The organism is Myxococcales bacterium (assembly GCA_022563535.1).
GTDB lineage: Bacteria > Myxococcota_A > UBA9160 > UBA9160 > UBA4427 > DUBZ01.
Window position 1 is genome coordinate 53,597 of sequence record JADFNE010000019.1, and the last position, 16,398, is coordinate 69,994.

Consider the following 16,398-nt stretch of genomic DNA (forward strand, 5'->3'; position numbering starts at 1 on the left):
CGTCCCGCTAAAGTCCCGGCAGCGACGTAGTATTGCGATAGGCCGCTCCGGCCTGAATGACCGGCTGGAACGGAAACAAGATCTGCTGCAAGACATAACCAATCCGCGCCAGGATTGTCGGCGGCACCACGACAATGTCTCCGCTGAGCAGTTGAATATTGCTCGAAAGATCCCCCGATTGGATTCGACTCAAATTCACTTGGAGGATCACCGGCTCGCAATGTAACCAGCATTGTGCGGGGTCTCGTGCAGCTCGAATCACCCGGACGTTGCGCTTTGACGCGAAGTTGGTCGTGCCGCCCAATTGTGCGATGGCTTCTGCCACCCGAATGTCGTGCTGGATGGGAAAGGTGCCCGGACTGCGGACTTCGCCGAATAACGTGATGGTGTCGCTCTCGGCTGCAATTACGGTCACGGTGACCGAAGCGTTGCGCTTGAAGCGGCCGATCTCCACCCGCACGGATTCGGCGATCTCCTCGGGCGTCATGCCCGCTGCCTGGAGATCACCAATCAAGTCCAGAGACACCTTGCCGTCCGGACGTACGGTCACAACTCGTTCGATCACGGGCTCGGGCAGAATGCTGATCAAGATCTGGTCGGGGGCGCCCACTCGATAGGGCACCGGTTTTGCCATCAAGGGCGGTGCGGCTGGCGAAACGCAGGCGATCGGGCCGAGCAGCGAAAGACCCACCGCGACCAAGAGCAGCGCAAGCGGCGCCGTCCTCCGCTTTTCATGCTGTGCCTGATTCGCAAATTGAATTGGATTGGAGTGCACGGTTGATCCCCCCACGCGTTCTTCGGGTGTTGTTCGGGTGTTGTTCGGGTGTTGTTCGGGTGTTGTAGTTCGGGTGCAATGAAACTGACATGCTTGGGGGGGCGGGAGAAGTCTACCGTGTCAGCTGGAACTCGGGGACCCAAAATCGAAACGAAACGAAGTACTGCCGATCTTGATCTCGTCCCCCGGCACGAGGGTTGCCGAGCGCACGCGCTTGCCGTTGAGCTTGGTTCCATTGGTCGACTGAAGATCTTCGACCACGTATTCGCCGTGGTCACCGGCGGATTCGTCGAAGCTGATGATGGCGTGCTCGCGGCTGATGCCGTCGTCGAGCAAGGTGATGTCGGTGGTCGGGTTGCGGCCGATCAAGGTTTCTTCGGCAGACAACTCGTACACCATCCCTTTGAAGTCGCCGGTCAGCGCCACGAGACGACCGGATGCGGGCCGGGAAGACTGATCAGACATTGCGCGGCAACCTTTCGGCCTCCGCCCGTCGGGGCAGTGGAGACTCGATCCGCTATCGGCATGGCAAGCGAGAAGCTTGAGACGGCGCTACAGGCGCCGGTTTGCCAGGCAGGGGACAGACTTCCGGACGCGTTCCAAGTGCGCAAGGTCACAGTCGGCCAGGATCACCCCGGGTTCGTCGCCCGCCTGCGCGAGCACCAGGCCCCAGGGATCCACGATCATCGAACGTCCGTAGCTAGAACGATCTGCGCTGTGCTGACCGCATTGGGCCGGGGCCAACACGAAGGCCTGGTTTTCGATTGCCCGGGCGCGCAGCAGCACCTCCCAATGGTCTCGCCCAGTACTGGGTGCAAACGCCGACGGAACACTGAGAAAACGCGCCCCTTGGGCCACCAGTTCTCGGTACAACTCGGGGAAGCGCAGGTCGTAACAGATGGACATGCCTAGCACGCCAAAGGGAAGTTTGGCCGATACCACGTCACTGCCCGGGGCGATCGCATCGGATTCTCGAAAGCTACCGCCGTCGCGAGCCAGGTCGACATCAAACAAGTGGAGTTTGCGGTAACGCGCAACGCACTCGCCTTCGGGCGAGATCAACACACTGCAGTTGTACACGCGATCGCTGTCGGGGATGCGCTCGGGAAACGAACCCCCGAGAATCCAGATGTTCCGTTCTCGAGCCAGTTCGCGAATACAGACGACGATCTCTCCGTCGACGTCCTGGGCGCAGGGGTAGGCCAGCCCTTCCCGGCGCAGATAGCCGTAGTTCTCGGGCAGGGCGACAAACTCAGCACCCCGGTCGACCGCCTCGCGAACGAAGTGACGCGTGGCTTCGAGATTTGCGGCGATATCGTCGCTCGAACTCAGCTGGATGATGGCGGTGCGAACCACTGACATCAGATCAAGTGCGGAACTCGCTCGGATCAACTCCGGTGCGTCGGATCACGTCGTAGAAGTCCTTGCGATCCTTCTTGGCCAGCCTCGCCGCACGACTGATATTGCCACTGCAGCGCCGCAGCAATCCCTCGACGTAGCGAGTTTCGAAGGCCCGCTTCGCATCCTTGAAGGAGGGCACTTCGTCGCCGTCGGTCGCGAGCATCAGCGATTCTGCGGAGATCACCCCGCCGCTGTTGAGTCGCACGGACTGTCGGATGCGTTCGCGCAACTCGCGCACGTTACCGGCCCAAGTTTCCTCGACCAGCCAGTTGCGCGCGTCGGAGGTGAAACCGATCGGCCGAATCTCTTCGGCTTCCGCCACCTCTGCCAGGAAGTGTGCGGCCAATGGCAGCACGTCCTCGCGTCGCTCGGAAAGCCCATCGAGGCTGACCACCTCAGTGGGCAGGTCACCAAGAAGCTTCTGTTCCGTGTGTCCATCGGAACTATCGGCGGTTGCGATGATGCGCACGGCCAACCGAGTCGGTTCACTCTGACCGGGCCGAATGAACGACTGAGACTGTGCGGCTTGAATCACCGCGGTGCGCAGCGACGGCTCCAATTTGTCGAACCCGGCGATCAGCAGCGTGCCCTGTCGCGCAGTGAAGAGCGCACCGTCGGTATTTTCGCCGAGGGGAGCCGCAGCGTCCGCGCTGCCGAACAATTCGCGCTCATGAAGGCCGATGGGCGTACTCGCCGCCGGAAACACGATAAAGGGCTGTCCCGCCCGGGTGCTCCACGCGTGAATCGCGCGACCGAAATGTTGGCGTCCACTGCCACTTGGTCCGACGATCAAGATCGCACTGTCGCCCCGGGCGCAGGCAGTCGCCTGGTCCAGGGAACGTTGGGCACTTTCGCTGGCGGCGACGATTCGATCGCTCTGCCGGCGGCCGATGACCCGAGTCGCCGTTGCGCCCGTGTCCGTACCAGGCGTTGCGCCATGCGGGCTCTCCGCCGCTTCTGCCGTCGTTGCCCCTGCGGTCGGAGTTGTGATCGATGTCGTTCGTTGATCGTTCATGCGTGATGCCCCCAGACGTTATCCGCGTGAAAACCAGAACCATTGATGTTTCACGTCATTGTCAAACACTCTTGCGAATGCATTGCATAATCTCTCGCAAATGAACCAGACGTGTTCCAGAAAACATTGACTCACCAACGCGGCCATGTTAACCCGCAAGAGGGGAAATGTGGGCAGCGAATTCACACCATTTTTTAATTTTCGGCAATTAATCGGAGTTAACATGGAAAATGAGAAGGGTCGCATTCAGCTCCTTTCCAATGCCGTGATCGACCAGATCGCTGCCGGGGAAGTTGTCGAGCGTCCCGCGTCGGTGGTCAAGGAGCTGGTCGAGAACGCACTGGACGCCGGCGCAACGCGAATTCGGGTGGATGTACGGGATGGGGGCCGCGGTCTGGTCGCAGTCACCGATGACGGATACGGCATGTCCCCAGGGGAAGCCCGGATGGCGCTGGCCCGTCACGCCACCAGCAAGCTCACGAGTATTTCCGATCTCGAAAATGTCACCAGCTTTGGATTCCGGGGCGAGGCCATGCCCGCAATCGCTTCGGTTTCGAAGATGAGGTTGTTTACCCGGCCACACGATCACGACGAGGGATACGCGATCAATCTCGAGGGCGGTGAAATTCTCTCCGAAGGGCAGGCGGGTGGACCGGCCGGGACCCGGGTCGAAGTCGCCGAACTGTTTGCCAAGATTCCCGCGCGCCGCAAGTTTCTCAAGAGCGAAGGCACCGAGTGGGGACACATCGCCGATTGGATGCGGAGGTTGGCCCTGGTTCTGCCCGGGGTACATTTTGAACTGCGACGAGATGATCGTGCGGCCATCGTCTGGCCAGCGACCTCGAATCCCCTGGATCGTATTGCCGCCGTGCTCGGAGAAGCCGAAGCCGCGGCGCTGGTCGAAGTCGAGTGCGAAGAGGGGACGGGGCATCTACACGCTTTCATCTCCACGCCCGAGAACACCCGGGCCAACGCGAACGCCATCTACCTGTTCGTCAACGGACGCCCGGTTCGCGACAAAGTCATGCGCCACGCACTGCTCCAAGCCCATCGCGACATCTTGCCCAAGGGCCGCTTTCCGTCGGCGATTCTCTTTTTGACCCTGCGCGGATCCGGTCTGGACGTCAACGTGCACCCGGCGAAGTGGGAAGTCCGCTTTGCAGAGCCCCAGGCTGTTCACCAACTGATTCGCCGCGCGGTGCGCGACGCAATGGTGCAGCGAGGTTGGTTGGGAGACGGGGTCGCAACGCAAACCACTGAGGCGCTGACTCCGGGACTGAATCGAGGGACGCGCAAGCTCGCAGCCGGAGCCTCCTGGGTTCGAGATCGCAGCGGGAGCGACTGGGCCCTCGCGGGCCCCAGCGCTGACAGCGCGCCTGGTTCGGTCGCGCTCCCGGGGCTCGACGTCCCATCGAGTGAACCGGAAACGTCCGCGATTCAGTTCGGCAGCTTGCGCCTGCTGGGTCAACTGCTGGCCAGCTACTTGCTGGTGGAGGGCAAGGAGGGTTTGCTGCTCGTCGACCAACACGCTGCCCACGAACGCGTTCTCTATGAGCGCCTGCGCGCGGAGTGGCTCGACCGGGGAGTCGAACGCCAGGGCTTGTTGCTCGCGGTCAACGTCGAACTCGACCCGCTGGATGCTGCGGCCCTCGGCGAACACAGCGAAATCGTCGAACGTCTGGGCTTCGAGATCGAACCCTTTGGCGAAGGGGCAATGGTTGTGCGATCGACCCCATCGCTACTCGGCGACCGGGATCCGGCAAAGCTCCTGCGCGACCTGGCGGCAGAACTGCAGGACATCCCCTCCGTTCAGGACGACCCTGCAGACCGGACAACGACGTCTCCCGCCGACACCCGCCTGCTCGGAGCCGCGGATCGCGTGTTCGCCAGCCTCGCCTGCCACAGTGCCAGAAGGGCGGGAGATCATCTCGAACCCGACGAGCAACAGCAGATCTTGAACGATCTGGACACGATCCCCTGGGCTCCCACTTGCCCCCACGGACGCCCGGTTGCCGTCGCCTATTCGCTGCCCGAAATCGAGCGAAGATTCGCCCGTCGTTAGCGGTTTCGAGACGTGGTCTACGCGAGTCCTGCAGCGATTCTTGATGTAGGCTCGCGCCGCCATGTCCAGCGCCTCGCAAAATGAAACGCAGAAGAAGCCTCCCGTCATCGTTCTCACCGGTCCCACCGCGGCCGGCAAGAGTTCCCTCGCCCTCGATCTGGCCCAGCGATGCAACGCCGAAATCATCAACGCCGACTCGATGCAAGTGTTCCGCTTCATGGACATCGGGACCGCAAAACCGAGCCTCGAGGAACGCGCCAGCGTTGCCCATCACCTGTTTGATGTGGCCAACCCCGACGATGCCTACAGCGCCGGTCGCTACGCCATTGAAGCCCGCGCCGCCGCCGCGAAGATCCACGCGGCCGGCAAACTCGTGATCCTGGTGGGCGGGACCGGCCTCTACATTCGAGCTTTTCTCGAAGGTTTGATTGCAACGGGCGGTGCGGACAGCGAGTTTCGCGAGCAACTCGAAACGGAACACGCGCGCGCCGTCGAGCAGGGCGAACCCCTGAAGCTCTATCGCCGCCTCGAAGAACAGGATCCGAAGGCCGCCGCCGCCATCCATCCCAACGATCTGCGCCGGATCATCCGCGCCCTCGAAATTGTTCGGCACTGCGGCCGTGAAGCATCGACGGTGCGCGAGGAACACAATTTCCGCGAGGCACCGTTCGCGACCCTGCATCTGGCGCTGGACCCAGGTCGCGAGATCATCAACCAGCGGATCGAGCTGCGCTGCGAAGCCATGATCAAAAACGGCCTGCTCCAGGAGGTTCGGCGCCTGCGCGGGATGGGCTACGGCGCTGGGCTACGGCCCATGCAGGCAATTGGCTATCGACACATCAATCCCGTGGTGGACGGCAGCGACACCCTGAGCAACGCCCTGACTGCCATGCAAACCGACACGCGCCGCTTCGCCAGGCGCCAGCGCACCTGGCTGCGCAAGGTCGTCGATGCCCGCTGGTTCGATCCCCAGGACGGGGATTCGATCGACCGGGCGGTCGAGGACTTTTTGGCTCAACAGAACTGAGAGGAGGGCGCTGGGGCTACAGTCCCCGCGCGGCAAACTCAGTAGGCAGCGGCGGTGTAGTCGATGCCAAACTTCACGTCGATACAGCAGGGTGTATCCATTTCGAACAACGCCGCCGCGCCGTATACCGGCGAGAACAGCGGATCGAGATCGGCTTCAAAGGGAAGCAACAACACACCCGGAATCAATTCGAGGCCACCGGTGACGAAACGAATGAACGATGCACCGACGTTCACGCCAGCGTTCCAAATATATCCGGGCATGAAAAACGCGACCCGAACCGCGACGGGATCGTCCTGCTCACGCATTCCCTCGATCACCGAGATCAGAGCGACCATCGGGGTAAGCACAAGATCGAGAGGGGCTTGGGTGATATTGCTGACGGAACGCTTTAGGGTTTCGGTCGATGCCAGGGCGGGAACACCCGAAGTGAGCAGCACGCCCAGCAAGACCAGCGAGGCCATGGGGCGGAACCAAAACCTTTTCAGAGACCGAAACCTCACGGCTGCGCTCCATTTGCTCTCGAGCTGCGGATCTTATTTTCGTTCTGCGGTTGCATCCAATTCCACCCGTAGTCAGCCGCCCGTAAACAACGTAATTACACCGGGGTCCCCCGCACCCGCAGCCGCCAAACTAGAGGCAAGCCCAGCGGGTTGTCAAGCGACCTCACCGGGGTCCTGCAGCGCCCGGAAGCGTCAGTCCTGGTCCCCGCTTCTGTTGGCAGCGAGGGGGCAGGGCGGAGCTTCCCGCTATTGTCAGGAACGCCCATGAGTGAGACCACCCCCCTGCCCATTATCGCCATCGTCGGACGACCCAATGTTGGAAAGTCCCGGCTGTTCAATCGCTATGCGGGTCACCGTCGTGCCCTGGTGCACGACTTGCCCGGTGTGACGAGGGACCGGATCGCCGAAGAGATCAGCCTGCTCGGGCGGCGGATTCTGCTGGTCGATACCGCTGGACTCGACACCGAGGAGTCCTCCGATCTCGACGCCCAGGTGCAGAGCCAGGCCCGGGCTGCGGTCAAGCAGGCCGACGCGATCTTGTTCGTGGTCGACGCCCAGGCGGGGCTGCTACCCCAGGACGAAGACATCGCCCGCACCTTGCGCCGCAGCGACAAGCCCATGGCCCTGGCGGTGAACAAAATCGACCTGCCAGAGCACCGGGACCGCGCTAGCGAGTTCTACAGCCTCGGCTTCGACTCTCTGTTCGCAATTTCAGCGGAGCACGGGAGCGGCGCCTTCGAGGTGCTCGAAGCACTCGTCGAAGCGTTGCCCAACGCGCCGCTCGACATCGTGGACGAAGACGACAATGCCGAGCATTCGCTGCTGCGAGAGGGCGAAGACGAGATCCCTGATTATTCGGAAGAACCCCTCGACGGAAACTTCGGCGGCGACCGCAGCGAAGACGTGGACCCGAAGCCGGAACAAGACGAGCCGCCCAGGGATATTCGCGTGGCGGTGGTCGGGCGCCCGAACGTCGGCAAGAGTTCGCTGGTCAACCGACTGCTGGGCGAGGAGCGCGTCGTGGTTTCGGATGTTCCCGGGACCACCCGGGACGCGATCGATGCTGCGCTCGAAGTCGATGGCCAGCGCTTCATCCTGGTCGACACGGCTGGCCTGCGCCGCCCCGGACGCCGCACTGCGGGCGTCGAACGGGTCAGTGCCTTGATGACCGTCCGCGCACTCCAGAGCGCGGACGTGGCACTCCTCCTGGTAGACGCCGAAGAGGGAATTGGAGACCAGGACGCCCATATCGCAAGCCTGGTGCGAGACCGCGGCTGCGCTGCACTGGTGCTGGCAAACAAGTGGGATCAGGTGAAAGGAGAGGCCGGCAAGAAGATTCTCGAAGACATCGAGCACGGGCTTCGCTTCATGTCCGACGTCCCCATGCTGTCCATCTCCGCGCTGACCGGTGCACGGGTGGGCCGACTGTTTCCGGCCGTGCGCAAGGTGGCCGAAGCGGGACGGCGGCGGGTATCGACCGCAGAACTCAACCGTTGGCTGCAAGAGACGGTGCGCCGCCACGAACCCGCGCTGGGACGCAGAAGTGGTCACGCCCGGCGGCCGATCCGGTTTTTCTATGCCGCGCAGGTCGGCGTGCGTCCGCCGACCTTTCTGTTCTTCTGCACCCAGCCGAAATCGGTCCAGACCGCCTACCGCCGGTACCTCGAAAATCGCCTGAGAGAACGATTCGATTTCGCCGGAACCTCGATCCGATTGCGTTTCCGCCCGAGGAAACGCTGACGCCGAAGCCGAGAGGCAGCCGGCTGCGCCCAGATTGTCGCGCTTTGAATGGAGTCGGATAGAATCCCCGGCCCACAGCGATAGCCAACGAGACCAACCGAGACCCAGGGAGACCGCCGATCGTGGCTGTACCGAAAAAGAAGAAGAACAAGCCCACCAAGGAATCGGCTTCGACCGCCCTCGACGAGATCGAGTCGCGCTCCGGAGACCTCGCTGAATGGATCAGTGAAAATCCGCTTCCGATCCTGATCACCGGCGGCGCAATCCTCGCGATCGCGGCGGCCTACACCCTGGCGTCGAGCGGCATCGACTCCGCAAAGCTCGAGGCATCGACCGCCATCGCCGCGGTAAAGAACGAGTACAGGGTCGCGATGGGCGGCGAATATTACGGTTCTACCGATGTGCCGGAACCCGCCAACCCCGAGATCGCACGCAACACCCGGTTGGACTACCTCAAGCGCTTCCAGGGGCTCGCCGCCGAGCACGAGGGAAGCGAGATGGGAAGCTACGCACTGGTCCAGGCCGGTTCCCTGCAGACGGACCTCAACGACCTCGAAGGGGCGCTCGCGAGTTTCCAGCAGGCGCTCGAAGTCTACGACAAAGACCAGGCGATGCGCGGGATCATCCTCGAACGCATTGCAGGGCTCCACGAGCAACTCGGCGATCTACCGGCCGCGGCGGCTATCCACCTCCAAGCTTCGGAAATCGCGAGTTACCCGCTGCGCTACTTCGCGTTGCTGAACGCCGCCCGGAGTCAGGCCGAGGCGGGCCAGACCGATGCCGCGATCGTGAGCTTCGATCGCGTGACCCAGGAGAGTCCCGATCTCCGAATCCCCGAGCACACCCAGGCCATGCTGATGGAACTGAAGGCGAAGCGCTCGCTCTGAGGGGTACCGCGGCAGAGTCCCACAGGCCCCTAGATCATGCTTTTCGCTGCCCCGGGGCTCTCTGCGCCCCCTCAAATTCCGCCGATAAGATATATTATGTCAAATAGAATCTTATCAGGAGCAAGACAGACTCCCCTCGCGCTGCGTGCTCGGCTTTGCGGCTCCAGAACCGTTAGCCCCCCAATTTTCGAGTCGTAGCCAGCTCGTACCCCGCGCGGCTGCAGAAAACTGCACGGACCTTCTCACAAATTGTCAATTTCTTGAAACTTATGCTGCTTCCCCGCTGGAAAAATTCCCCCAGACGGTGTAACTGAGCTGCGAAGGATTTTGATTTCGGGAAGTTGCGCGCGAGCCGCTAGCGACCCCCGGACCTGAGGAATCACATCGAGGGCCCTCCCCTACGATGTAGTTCCAAACCCGTTGCATTGGGAATGAGCATATGAGCCCTGCGAAAAAAAAGGCGAAGACCAAGGCCAAAGCAAAGGCAAAGGTCAAAAAGAGCCCTGCCCGCAGGAAGCCCGCCGTGAAGGCGCTGATAAAATCGGCGAAGAAGAAGGCGGCGGCAAAGAAGCAAGCTGCAGCTAAAAAGAAGGCCGCAGCCAAGAAGAAAATAGCCGCAAAGAAGAAGCTGGCGGCGGTCAAGAAGAAAGCAGTGGCCAAGAAGAAGGCCGCCGCAAAGAAGAAGGCAGCGGCAAAGAAGAAGGCCGCAGCGATCGTCGCCAAGAAGAAAGCAGCCGACAAGAAGGCCGCCGCTCAAAAGAGGGCCGCCGAGGCTGCCGCCAAAGCCGCGGCCAAGGCCGCCGCAAAGCAGGAAGCCGCAGAAAAGAAAGCCGCGGAAGCCGCGGCCAAGGCCGCCCTACCGCCGCCGATCAAGCGCGGCAAAGCCAAGCCCACTGGCCCGCTTCACCCGAAGCTCGGATACAAGTGGGAGTGCTTCAGCTGCCAGGCAAAGTTCTACGACCTCAACAAAGAAGAGCCGGTCTGCCCCAAGTGCCAGACCGATCAGCGTGACAAGCCGAAAGAGCCCCCGACCGAGGCGCCCAAGAAGCGGGCGAGGAAGGCGAAGGTGCGGCCGATGGTCCCCATCTACGACGACGACGACTCACACCGCACCGGCGAGCAGAGCATCGAGGAAGGCGAACACGCACGTGCCGCCGGTGGGGAGAAGTTGTTTGAGGACGCCAGTACCGAAACCGACGTGGTTGACGCGGTGGAAGCCGCGGATGGAACTGGGGGAGTTGCCGGAACAGGTGGCGACGATGCGGATGCGCACCCGGAACCCCACGCCGATCCGGTCAAAATCGAAAACATCGAAGACAAATAGTCGAGGCGGCCGGAGGGTTTTTCAACGGGCTGCTAGATGCTCGTGAGTCGCTTCAGGTGCAGGGACCACTGGCTTTCGTTGCGGCGCCAGGCCTGCTCATCTCGGATCTCGCGAAGCCTCGCCTCCGAATCCGCCACGTGGGAAGTTGCGACGCGGATATCGCTTCCGATTTTCTGGACCCGATCAAACTCGCCAATCTTTTCCATGATCAAGCCGTCGGCATCGCGCACCCCCCTGCGTGTCTCGAGCGAGGCTTTGTATTTGCGTTCGAGCGTGTCGGCCTGTTCACCATAGGCGTTGGCCAGATCGACCAGCGCGCTATCCGAGTACCCCTCGAATGGACGCGAACCCGCCTGCTCGGTCTCCAGGCCCAAATTCCGGTGATAATTCCAGGCGCCGAGGGTCCCGGCCACCAACAGAATTACGGTCAGCGGGAGCGACCCACCGCCCTTCTTGCGTCTGCGCTTCGCCATGCTCGAGCCCCTTAGCGTGTGAGAATTCTCTTACGCTTTTCGGCCAACCCCGCGGTAGCAACAGTGAATTTCGACACAATCTTCAGGGGCCGGCAAGGTTGCCGTCCAACGGCTCGCGAGGTTTCGGCAATCCTCACCACCCGGCAGGCTAGCGAGAAGAGTCCGGCTCAGTACAGGACGCGGTAGGCGTGATAGCTCCGCAGCACGCGCTTTACGTAACTCCGGGTCTGGTCGTAGGGGATCGACTCGACCCAGACGTCGTCTTCCGTCGACGCCGGTTTCCCGAGCCAGCCTTCGACCGCGTTCGGGCCGGCGTTGTAGCTGGCGATCGAGGCCGAAAGGCGCCCGTCGAAGCGCCCCAGCAATTCGGTCAGGTAGTAGGCTCCGAGCTTGATATTGGTCTCGGGCTCGAACAGGTCGTCGGGATCGTAGTCCGCTTGACCGACCCGGCTGGCCAGACGATCTCCCGTGGGCACCATGATCTGCAGCAGACCTCTGGCACCCGAGGTCGAGAGGATCTGCGGCCGGTAGCCGCTCTCTTCCCGCATGATCGCGAAGACCAGGGCGGGCTCAACGCTGCCCGGAGCCCGCGTCGAGGCCATCACCAGTTCCTTGAACGCCGAGGGCCAGGCGTGCCACCAGAGTTCTTCCAGATGCGGCACGGGGCCTCTCGCCAGGTCTTCCGTGTAGGCGTCCACGATCACCCGCAGCGCCTCGTGGTATTCCTCGGCTTCACTGAATAGCTGGGCCATGGCGAGGCGATCCGCCAACCCTCGAGCGCGGCGACCGGTGCGGCGCATTTCCTCGACCGCCACTTTGCGCAGCCCGGCGGCCAGCAGGATTCTTGGACGCGCGAGGTCGTCCTCGCTGAGCTGGGTGGTGCCGGGCTCCGGTCGGGCGCCTGCCGACGGTTGGTCGTGATCGCGTATCCGGTCCCGCGCGCGCCAGCCGTAATAGGAGAATGGAAATTCGTTGGCGATCGTCGTGAACTCCAGCGTGGCGGCGGTTTTGTCCTCGATGGAGTCGTCCATGGATTCGAGCGCGCGTGCGCGCCAGTAGCGGATGCGAAGGCGGTCGATGGTGTCGGTCTCGAGTTTCAACAGACGGTCGAAGTAGTCGACGGCCTCGTGCCCTTTCTGTCCGCGAAAGGCCGCCCAGCCCAGTCGCCACAGGGCGGCATGGCTGAGCCCCGTAGAAACCTGGTTGCGTGATACCCTATCAAAATGCTCTTCGGCGCGCTCGACGTGACCTCGACCCTCCAACAACAGAGCCGCCAGATAGGTCGCGCGAACACTCAGCTCGCCTTTGTTCTGCTTGGCGAGTTTTTCAAATTCTTCTACCGCGAGGGTGACTTCGCCGCTGCGCGCCAGGGAACGCGCACGCCACAGCGGGACATCATCGTTTTGCGGCAGCGAGCTGAACGCCTTCACGGCCTCGGGGTATTCGCGCAAGCGGAACAGGGTGTGGGCGCGTTGTTTTTTCGCGCGGTTGGCTTCGGACGTCTTGAGCGTGCCCGCCAGGGCCTTGTCATAGGCCGCAAGGGCTCCGGCGTTGTTCCGTTTGCGGAACAACTGGTCCGCGCGCTTGCGCCAATCGACGGCGCTGCGCGCCTCGGCCCCGGGTTCGAGTTCCAGCGCGTTCAGCCGTTCCTCGGCCAGATTGGCCTGGTCGCTGCTGGCGTGGCGCGTCCAGATTTTCCGATAGACCCGGAGTGCTTCTTCCAATTCGTCCGAACGTTCGAGCGAGGACGCCACGGCGAGCCGCATCTCGGCCTGGCGCTCGGAGTCCCGGGTGAGGCGGATCCCGCGGGTCCACGCCTTGCGGGCGCCCTCTTCGTCGGAAAGGGCTGCCCGGGCGGCGCCTAGAATTTCCTGAAAGTCGGTGCGCAGGGGGGATTTATCGAAGCGCTCGAGGGCGGCCATAACGGCCGAGGCCGCTTCGTCGTAGAGCCGAGCGTCGATCAGCTTTTGGGTCCGCATCAGGCTCGCGTGATCGGCGATGATCTCGAACTTGCGGGAAACCGCTGCAAAGCGTGCCGCGGCCACCATGGGATCGTCGGCCTGCATCGCGTAGCGTAAGCCCTCGGCGGGGTCGTCGGACGGCAGGACCAGCTCCGCCAGCCCGGCGGCGCTCTCCTGGGAGTGCCTCGCGCGTTCGGCCGCGCTGAAACTCGTCAATTTCATCTTGGCCGAGAAGGACTCGGTCGAACTGAGTGCGACCCACGCGGCAAGCCAGACCGCGCACACAAATCTCAACCGTCGACGCTGGATGTAGCGGCGTCTCACCCGACTTCCCCCCATGGATCAACAGTGTGCAGGAGGTGTTCTTGCTGTCAATTGCACAGTCGCGTGTTCGACCCGCATTGTTGGCCCGAGGGGCCTCCGTTACGGTTCCCAAACCTTGAACCCATACGCCCTGAAAATCGACCGCACCCCACTGTGCAGACACCGCCCTGAGCGGCTCCGTGCCCCGACGCTTGGCCGGCTCGCAGTCGCACTGGCGGCCTGTGCCATCGCCGCTGGACTCGGCTGCGATCGCGGAACCCCGGTGGCGGCTGTCGCCGGGCTGCCCGCGGTCTCCTTGGGGCCTCCTTCGGGAGCTGGACCGGATGCAGAAATAAAACCCGCTGGCATCCAAAGCGAGCCCGAGACCCCGGCCGATGTCCGCTACCGGGGCCTCTGGGTGCTGTGCGAGGGGTCGCGTCGGGTACTCGAAGACCCTGCCAGAATCGAGCAATTGATCGAGGACGCCCAGGCGCTCGAGGTGACGGATCTCTTTGTTCAGGTCTACCGGGGTGGCCGCGCCTGGTTCGCGTCTGAACTGGCGGACGACGCCCCCTACCGGGCGATCCTGGACGCTGGCAGCGCGGACCCGCTGGCGCTGCTGATCGCGCAAGCACACGGAGCGGGCCTGCGGGTTCACGCCTGGGTGAACGTGCTCTCGCTGAGCCGCAATCGCCAGGCGCCGATCCTGCAAGAACTCGGAGCCGGCGCCATCCACGTCGATCGACGGGGCCGCTCGATCCTCGACTACCCCGAAGATCTCGAGCTACCGCTCACCGATCACGGTTGGTATCGGGTCGGCACGCCCGGCATTTACCTCGACCCCGGCGCACCCGGAGTTAGCGTACGGCTGGTCGCGGTATTCCGAGAACTCGTGCTCCGTTACCCGAAGCTCGACGGCCTGCATCTGGACTACATCCGCCACCCGGGCGTGCTGCCCTTTGTCCCGGGTTCGCGCTTTGGCGTCGGGCTCGATTTTGGCTACGGCGAGGCGTCGCGCCTGCGCTTCAGACGCGAAACCGGAGTGCGCGGGCCCTATGCTGACGAAGCGGCCCCCGACCCCAGCCGGCTCGTCAATGCCAACCGCTGGGATGCCTGGCGGCGGGACAAGGTCACGGAACTCGTCGCGCAGATCGGCGAGGCGACCTCGAAGACCAATCCCCAGCTGCGACTTTCGGCAGCGGTGATCTCCTATCTCGATCGCGCGTACTTGAGCCTGGCTCAGGATTGGCGCCGCTGGCTCGAAGACGGCCTGATCGACTTCGCCGTGCCGATGGTCTACAGCAAAGACGACCGCCTGCTGCGCTATCAGGTGGAAGCCTTTGCCAGCGGATCGCAGTCCCAGCGCATTTGGGCAGGGGTCGGCGTCTGGTTGTTTGACAACGATCCCGAGCGCGCGAGCGTTCAACTGGAAATCGTTCGGCGCGCAAAACTCGGGGGTGACGCCCTCTTCTCCTACGACGCGATCTATGACGCGAACGCCGCGGCACCCGCGCCAAACCTGTTTTCCGTGATCGCAAACGGGTCGAGCAACACTGCGCCTTCTGCCGTGCCGTCCGTCGGGGCCAGCGACTGAACATGTCCGCCCTCGCCAACGACAGCGATCCGTCCATAGATCTCGACGTAAACCTCAACTTCAAGATCAACCTCGACGACTACGACTTCGAGCTTCCTCCCGAGCGCATCGCGCAACAGCCGTGCCCACGGCGCGACGCGGCGCGACTGCTGGTCTTGAATCGCGCCAACCCTGCGGGCGAAGCTTCATGTGAACACGCGACGTTTGGCGAACTCGCCGATCGGCTCGAACCCGGAGATCTCCTCGTCGTCAACGCGACCCGGGTCGTCCCGGCCCGCCTGCGCGGTCGACGCGAAAGCGGTGGCGCCGTCGAGGCACTCTTGTTGGGCGCTCTGCCCGGGTCCCCGGACGCACAGCCTGCAACTGCGCAGTATCGCGCCATGCTCAGAGTGAGTGGACGCCTGCGCCCGGGAATCCGTATGTCGTTTGGTCCGGCGAACCGGTCGCTTCCGGCAGAAATCGTAAGCGTGGGCGAACGCGGTGAGGTGGTACTCGGCTTTGAACCCGGGGCCGACCCCTATTCGGTCGGCGAACCCCCGCTCCCGCCCTACATCCGCCGACCCAATGCAGACCGGGCAAGCCAGGACCGCGAGCGCTACCAGACCATCTACGCCCGGGTGTCGGGCGCCGTCGCCGCACCCACCGCCGGCCTTCACTTCAGCGAATCTGTGTTTCAAACACTCGAGGCCCGAGGAATCGAGCGCGCTGAGTTGATCCTTCAGGTCGGAGCCGGAACCTTCCGCCCCCTCGAAGGGTACAAAGACTACCCGGTTCTGTATGTCGTGAACATAGGGATCGAAAGCCGTGATCGCATCACCAATGCTATCCACAGCGCTCTCATCGAAGTTGAACAGCCTGCCATTAGAAGGAAGACCTGTCAGCTCGTCGATCTTCACCCGTAACGGCATCTGATCGGGGTCTGTGCCAAGGAGAGCGAAATAGACAGGCGTATCAGGCATCGTGGTGACAGACACGGGCTCCGCCGCAGGTAGGGTGTTGCCCACCAGCCTCAACGGTTCCACGATGATGTTGACAGTGGCGTCATCGGAGTCACTGGTGCCATCAGAAACCTTGTAGGTGAACAAAGGCTCTGTGCTCCCCTCTTCAGGAATGAAAATCACGAGGTTGTCAGCTGTGGTGAGCTCTGTAAAGGGCACAATGGGATCGCCCGTATCGAATTGAAAGAGCGCAACATCATCGGAAATGCTCGTTATGGTGGCCACAAGGGGATCACCATTGGGGTCGAGGCCACCGAGGGCGATGAATCTTTCGCCACCTTCTATAGCTTGTACAGTGATAGCCTGTGCTGTAGGCTGACCGATTTCCTCGTCGG

General features: G+C 62.8%; 14 protein-coding genes. 7 read left to right on the top strand and 7 right to left on the bottom strand.

Translation table 11 applies throughout. From position 1 onward, the window contains the following. Positions 1-7: 7 nt before the first annotated feature. The 4 genes from IH881_08315 to IH881_08330 form a co-directional block, all read right to left on the bottom strand. On the bottom strand, positions 8-775 hold the full coding sequence (locus tag IH881_08315; protein MCH7867690.1) for a polysaccharide biosynthesis/export family protein: 768 nt from the start codon (positions 773-775) through the stop codon (positions 8-10). Between the two features lie 120 nt (positions 776-895). Further along, a complete protein-coding gene (locus tag IH881_08320) occupies positions 896-1,240 on the bottom strand; it encodes an FHA domain-containing protein (protein ID MCH7867691.1) in 345 nt (114 codons plus the stop codon). An 87-nt stretch (positions 1,241-1,327) separates the two neighbouring features. Beyond that, positions 1,328-2,137: a carbon-nitrogen hydrolase family protein gene (locus IH881_08325; protein ID MCH7867692.1), complete on the bottom strand. Its 810-nt coding sequence runs from the start codon at positions 2,135-2,137 to the stop codon at positions 1,328-1,330. A 4-nt stretch (positions 2,138-2,141) separates the two neighbouring features. Then, positions 2,142-3,191 carry a sigma-54-dependent Fis family transcriptional regulator gene (locus IH881_08330; GenBank protein ID MCH7867693.1) on the bottom strand — a complete coding sequence of 350 codons (1,050 nt, stop codon included), beginning with the start codon at positions 3,189-3,191 and terminating at the stop codon, positions 2,142-2,144. A 223-nt stretch (positions 3,192-3,414) separates the two neighbouring features. On the opposite strand from IH881_08330, the gene mutL reads away from it, so the two are divergent. Next, positions 3,415-5,253 carry a DNA mismatch repair endonuclease MutL gene (mutL, locus tag IH881_08335; protein MCH7867694.1) on the top strand — a complete coding sequence of 613 codons (1,839 nt, stop codon included), beginning with the start codon at positions 3,415-3,417 and terminating at the stop codon, positions 5,251-5,253. A gap of 61 nt (positions 5,254-5,314) precedes the next feature. Next, complete coding sequence (gene miaA, locus IH881_08340) at positions 5,315-6,280, top strand: tRNA (adenosine(37)-N6)-dimethylallyltransferase MiaA (protein ID MCH7867695.1); 966 nt, start codon at positions 5,315-5,317, stop codon at positions 6,278-6,280. A gap of 38 nt (positions 6,281-6,318) precedes the next feature. Here miaA and IH881_08345 read toward each other — a convergent pair whose 3' ends face one another. Beyond that, positions 6,319-6,783: a hypothetical protein gene (locus IH881_08345; protein MCH7867696.1), complete on the bottom strand. Its 465-nt coding sequence runs from the start codon at positions 6,781-6,783 to the stop codon at positions 6,319-6,321. A gap of 264 nt (positions 6,784-7,047) precedes the next feature. On the opposite strand from IH881_08345, the gene der reads away from it, so the two are divergent. The 3 genes from der to IH881_08360 all read left to right on the top strand — a co-directional run bounded on the left by der (position 7,048) and on the right by IH881_08360 (position 10,734). Beyond that, complete coding sequence (gene der / locus IH881_08350; protein ID MCH7867697.1) at positions 7,048-8,523, top strand: ribosome biogenesis GTPase Der; 1,476 nt, start codon at positions 7,048-7,050, stop codon at positions 8,521-8,523. A 122-nt stretch (positions 8,524-8,645) separates the two neighbouring features. Further along, on the top strand, positions 8,646-9,410 hold the full coding sequence (locus IH881_08355; protein MCH7867698.1) for a tetratricopeptide repeat protein: 765 nt from the start codon (positions 8,646-8,648) through the stop codon (positions 9,408-9,410). A gap of 439 nt (positions 9,411-9,849) precedes the next feature. Then, on the top strand, positions 9,850-10,734 hold the full coding sequence (locus IH881_08360) for an FYDLN acid domain-containing protein (GenBank protein ID MCH7867699.1): 885 nt from the start codon (positions 9,850-9,852) through the stop codon (positions 10,732-10,734). A gap of 32 nt (positions 10,735-10,766) precedes the next feature. Here IH881_08360 and IH881_08365 read toward each other — a convergent pair whose 3' ends face one another. Next, a complete protein-coding gene (locus tag IH881_08365; GenBank protein ID MCH7867700.1) occupies positions 10,767-11,207 on the bottom strand; it encodes a hypothetical protein in 441 nt (146 codons plus the stop codon). 167 nt (positions 11,208-11,374) lie between these two features. Further along, positions 11,375-13,492, bottom strand: coding sequence for a transglycosylase SLT domain-containing protein (locus IH881_08370; protein MCH7867701.1), 2,118 nt, complete (start codon positions 13,490-13,492; stop codon positions 11,375-11,377). Between the two features lie 262 nt (positions 13,493-13,754). Between IH881_08370 and IH881_08375 the strand changes: the two genes are divergently transcribed. Together IH881_08375 and IH881_08380 are read left to right on the top strand one after the other, a co-directional pair. Further along, positions 13,755-15,065, top strand: coding sequence for a family 10 glycosylhydrolase (locus IH881_08375; GenBank protein MCH7867702.1), 1,311 nt, complete (start codon positions 13,755-13,757; stop codon positions 15,063-15,065). A gap of 2 nt (positions 15,066-15,067) precedes the next feature. Next, positions 15,068-15,967 carry an S-adenosylmethionine:tRNA ribosyltransferase-isomerase gene (locus IH881_08380; GenBank protein MCH7867703.1) on the top strand — a complete coding sequence of 300 codons (900 nt, stop codon included), beginning with the start codon at positions 15,068-15,070 and terminating at the stop codon, positions 15,965-15,967. Positions 15,968-16,398 lie beyond the last annotated feature (431 nt).

What these genes read in the sequence shown, in the direction of transcription:
- IH881_08320 (MCH7867691.1), bottom strand. Translation starts at nt 1,240, where the DNA reads ATGTCTGATCAGTCTTCCCGGCCCGCATCCGGTCGTCTCGTGGCGCTG.
- IH881_08325 (MCH7867692.1), bottom strand. Translation starts at nt 2,137, where the DNA reads ATGTCAGTGGTTCGCACCGCCATCATCCAGCTGAGTTCGAGCGACGAT.
- IH881_08330 (MCH7867693.1), bottom strand. Translation starts at nt 3,191, where the DNA reads ATGAACGATCAACGAACGACATCGATCACAACTCCGACCGCAGGGGCA.
- mutL (MCH7867694.1), top strand. Translation starts at nt 3,415, where the DNA reads ATGGAAAATGAGAAGGGTCGCATTCAGCTCCTTTCCAATGCCGTGATC.
- miaA (MCH7867695.1), top strand. Translation starts at nt 5,315, where the DNA reads ATGTCCAGCGCCTCGCAAAATGAAACGCAGAAGAAGCCTCCCGTCATC.
- der (MCH7867697.1), top strand. Translation starts at nt 7,048, where the DNA reads ATGAGTGAGACCACCCCCCTGCCCATTATCGCCATCGTCGGACGACCC.
- IH881_08360 (MCH7867699.1), top strand. Translation starts at nt 9,850, where the DNA reads ATGAGCCCTGCGAAAAAAAAGGCGAAGACCAAGGCCAAAGCAAAGGCA.
- IH881_08365 (MCH7867700.1), bottom strand. Translation starts at nt 11,207, where the DNA reads ATGGCGAAGCGCAGACGCAAGAAGGGCGGTGGGTCGCTCCCGCTGACC.
- IH881_08380 (MCH7867703.1), top strand. Translation starts at nt 15,068, where the DNA reads ATGTCCGCCCTCGCCAACGACAGCGATCCGTCCATAGATCTCGACGTA.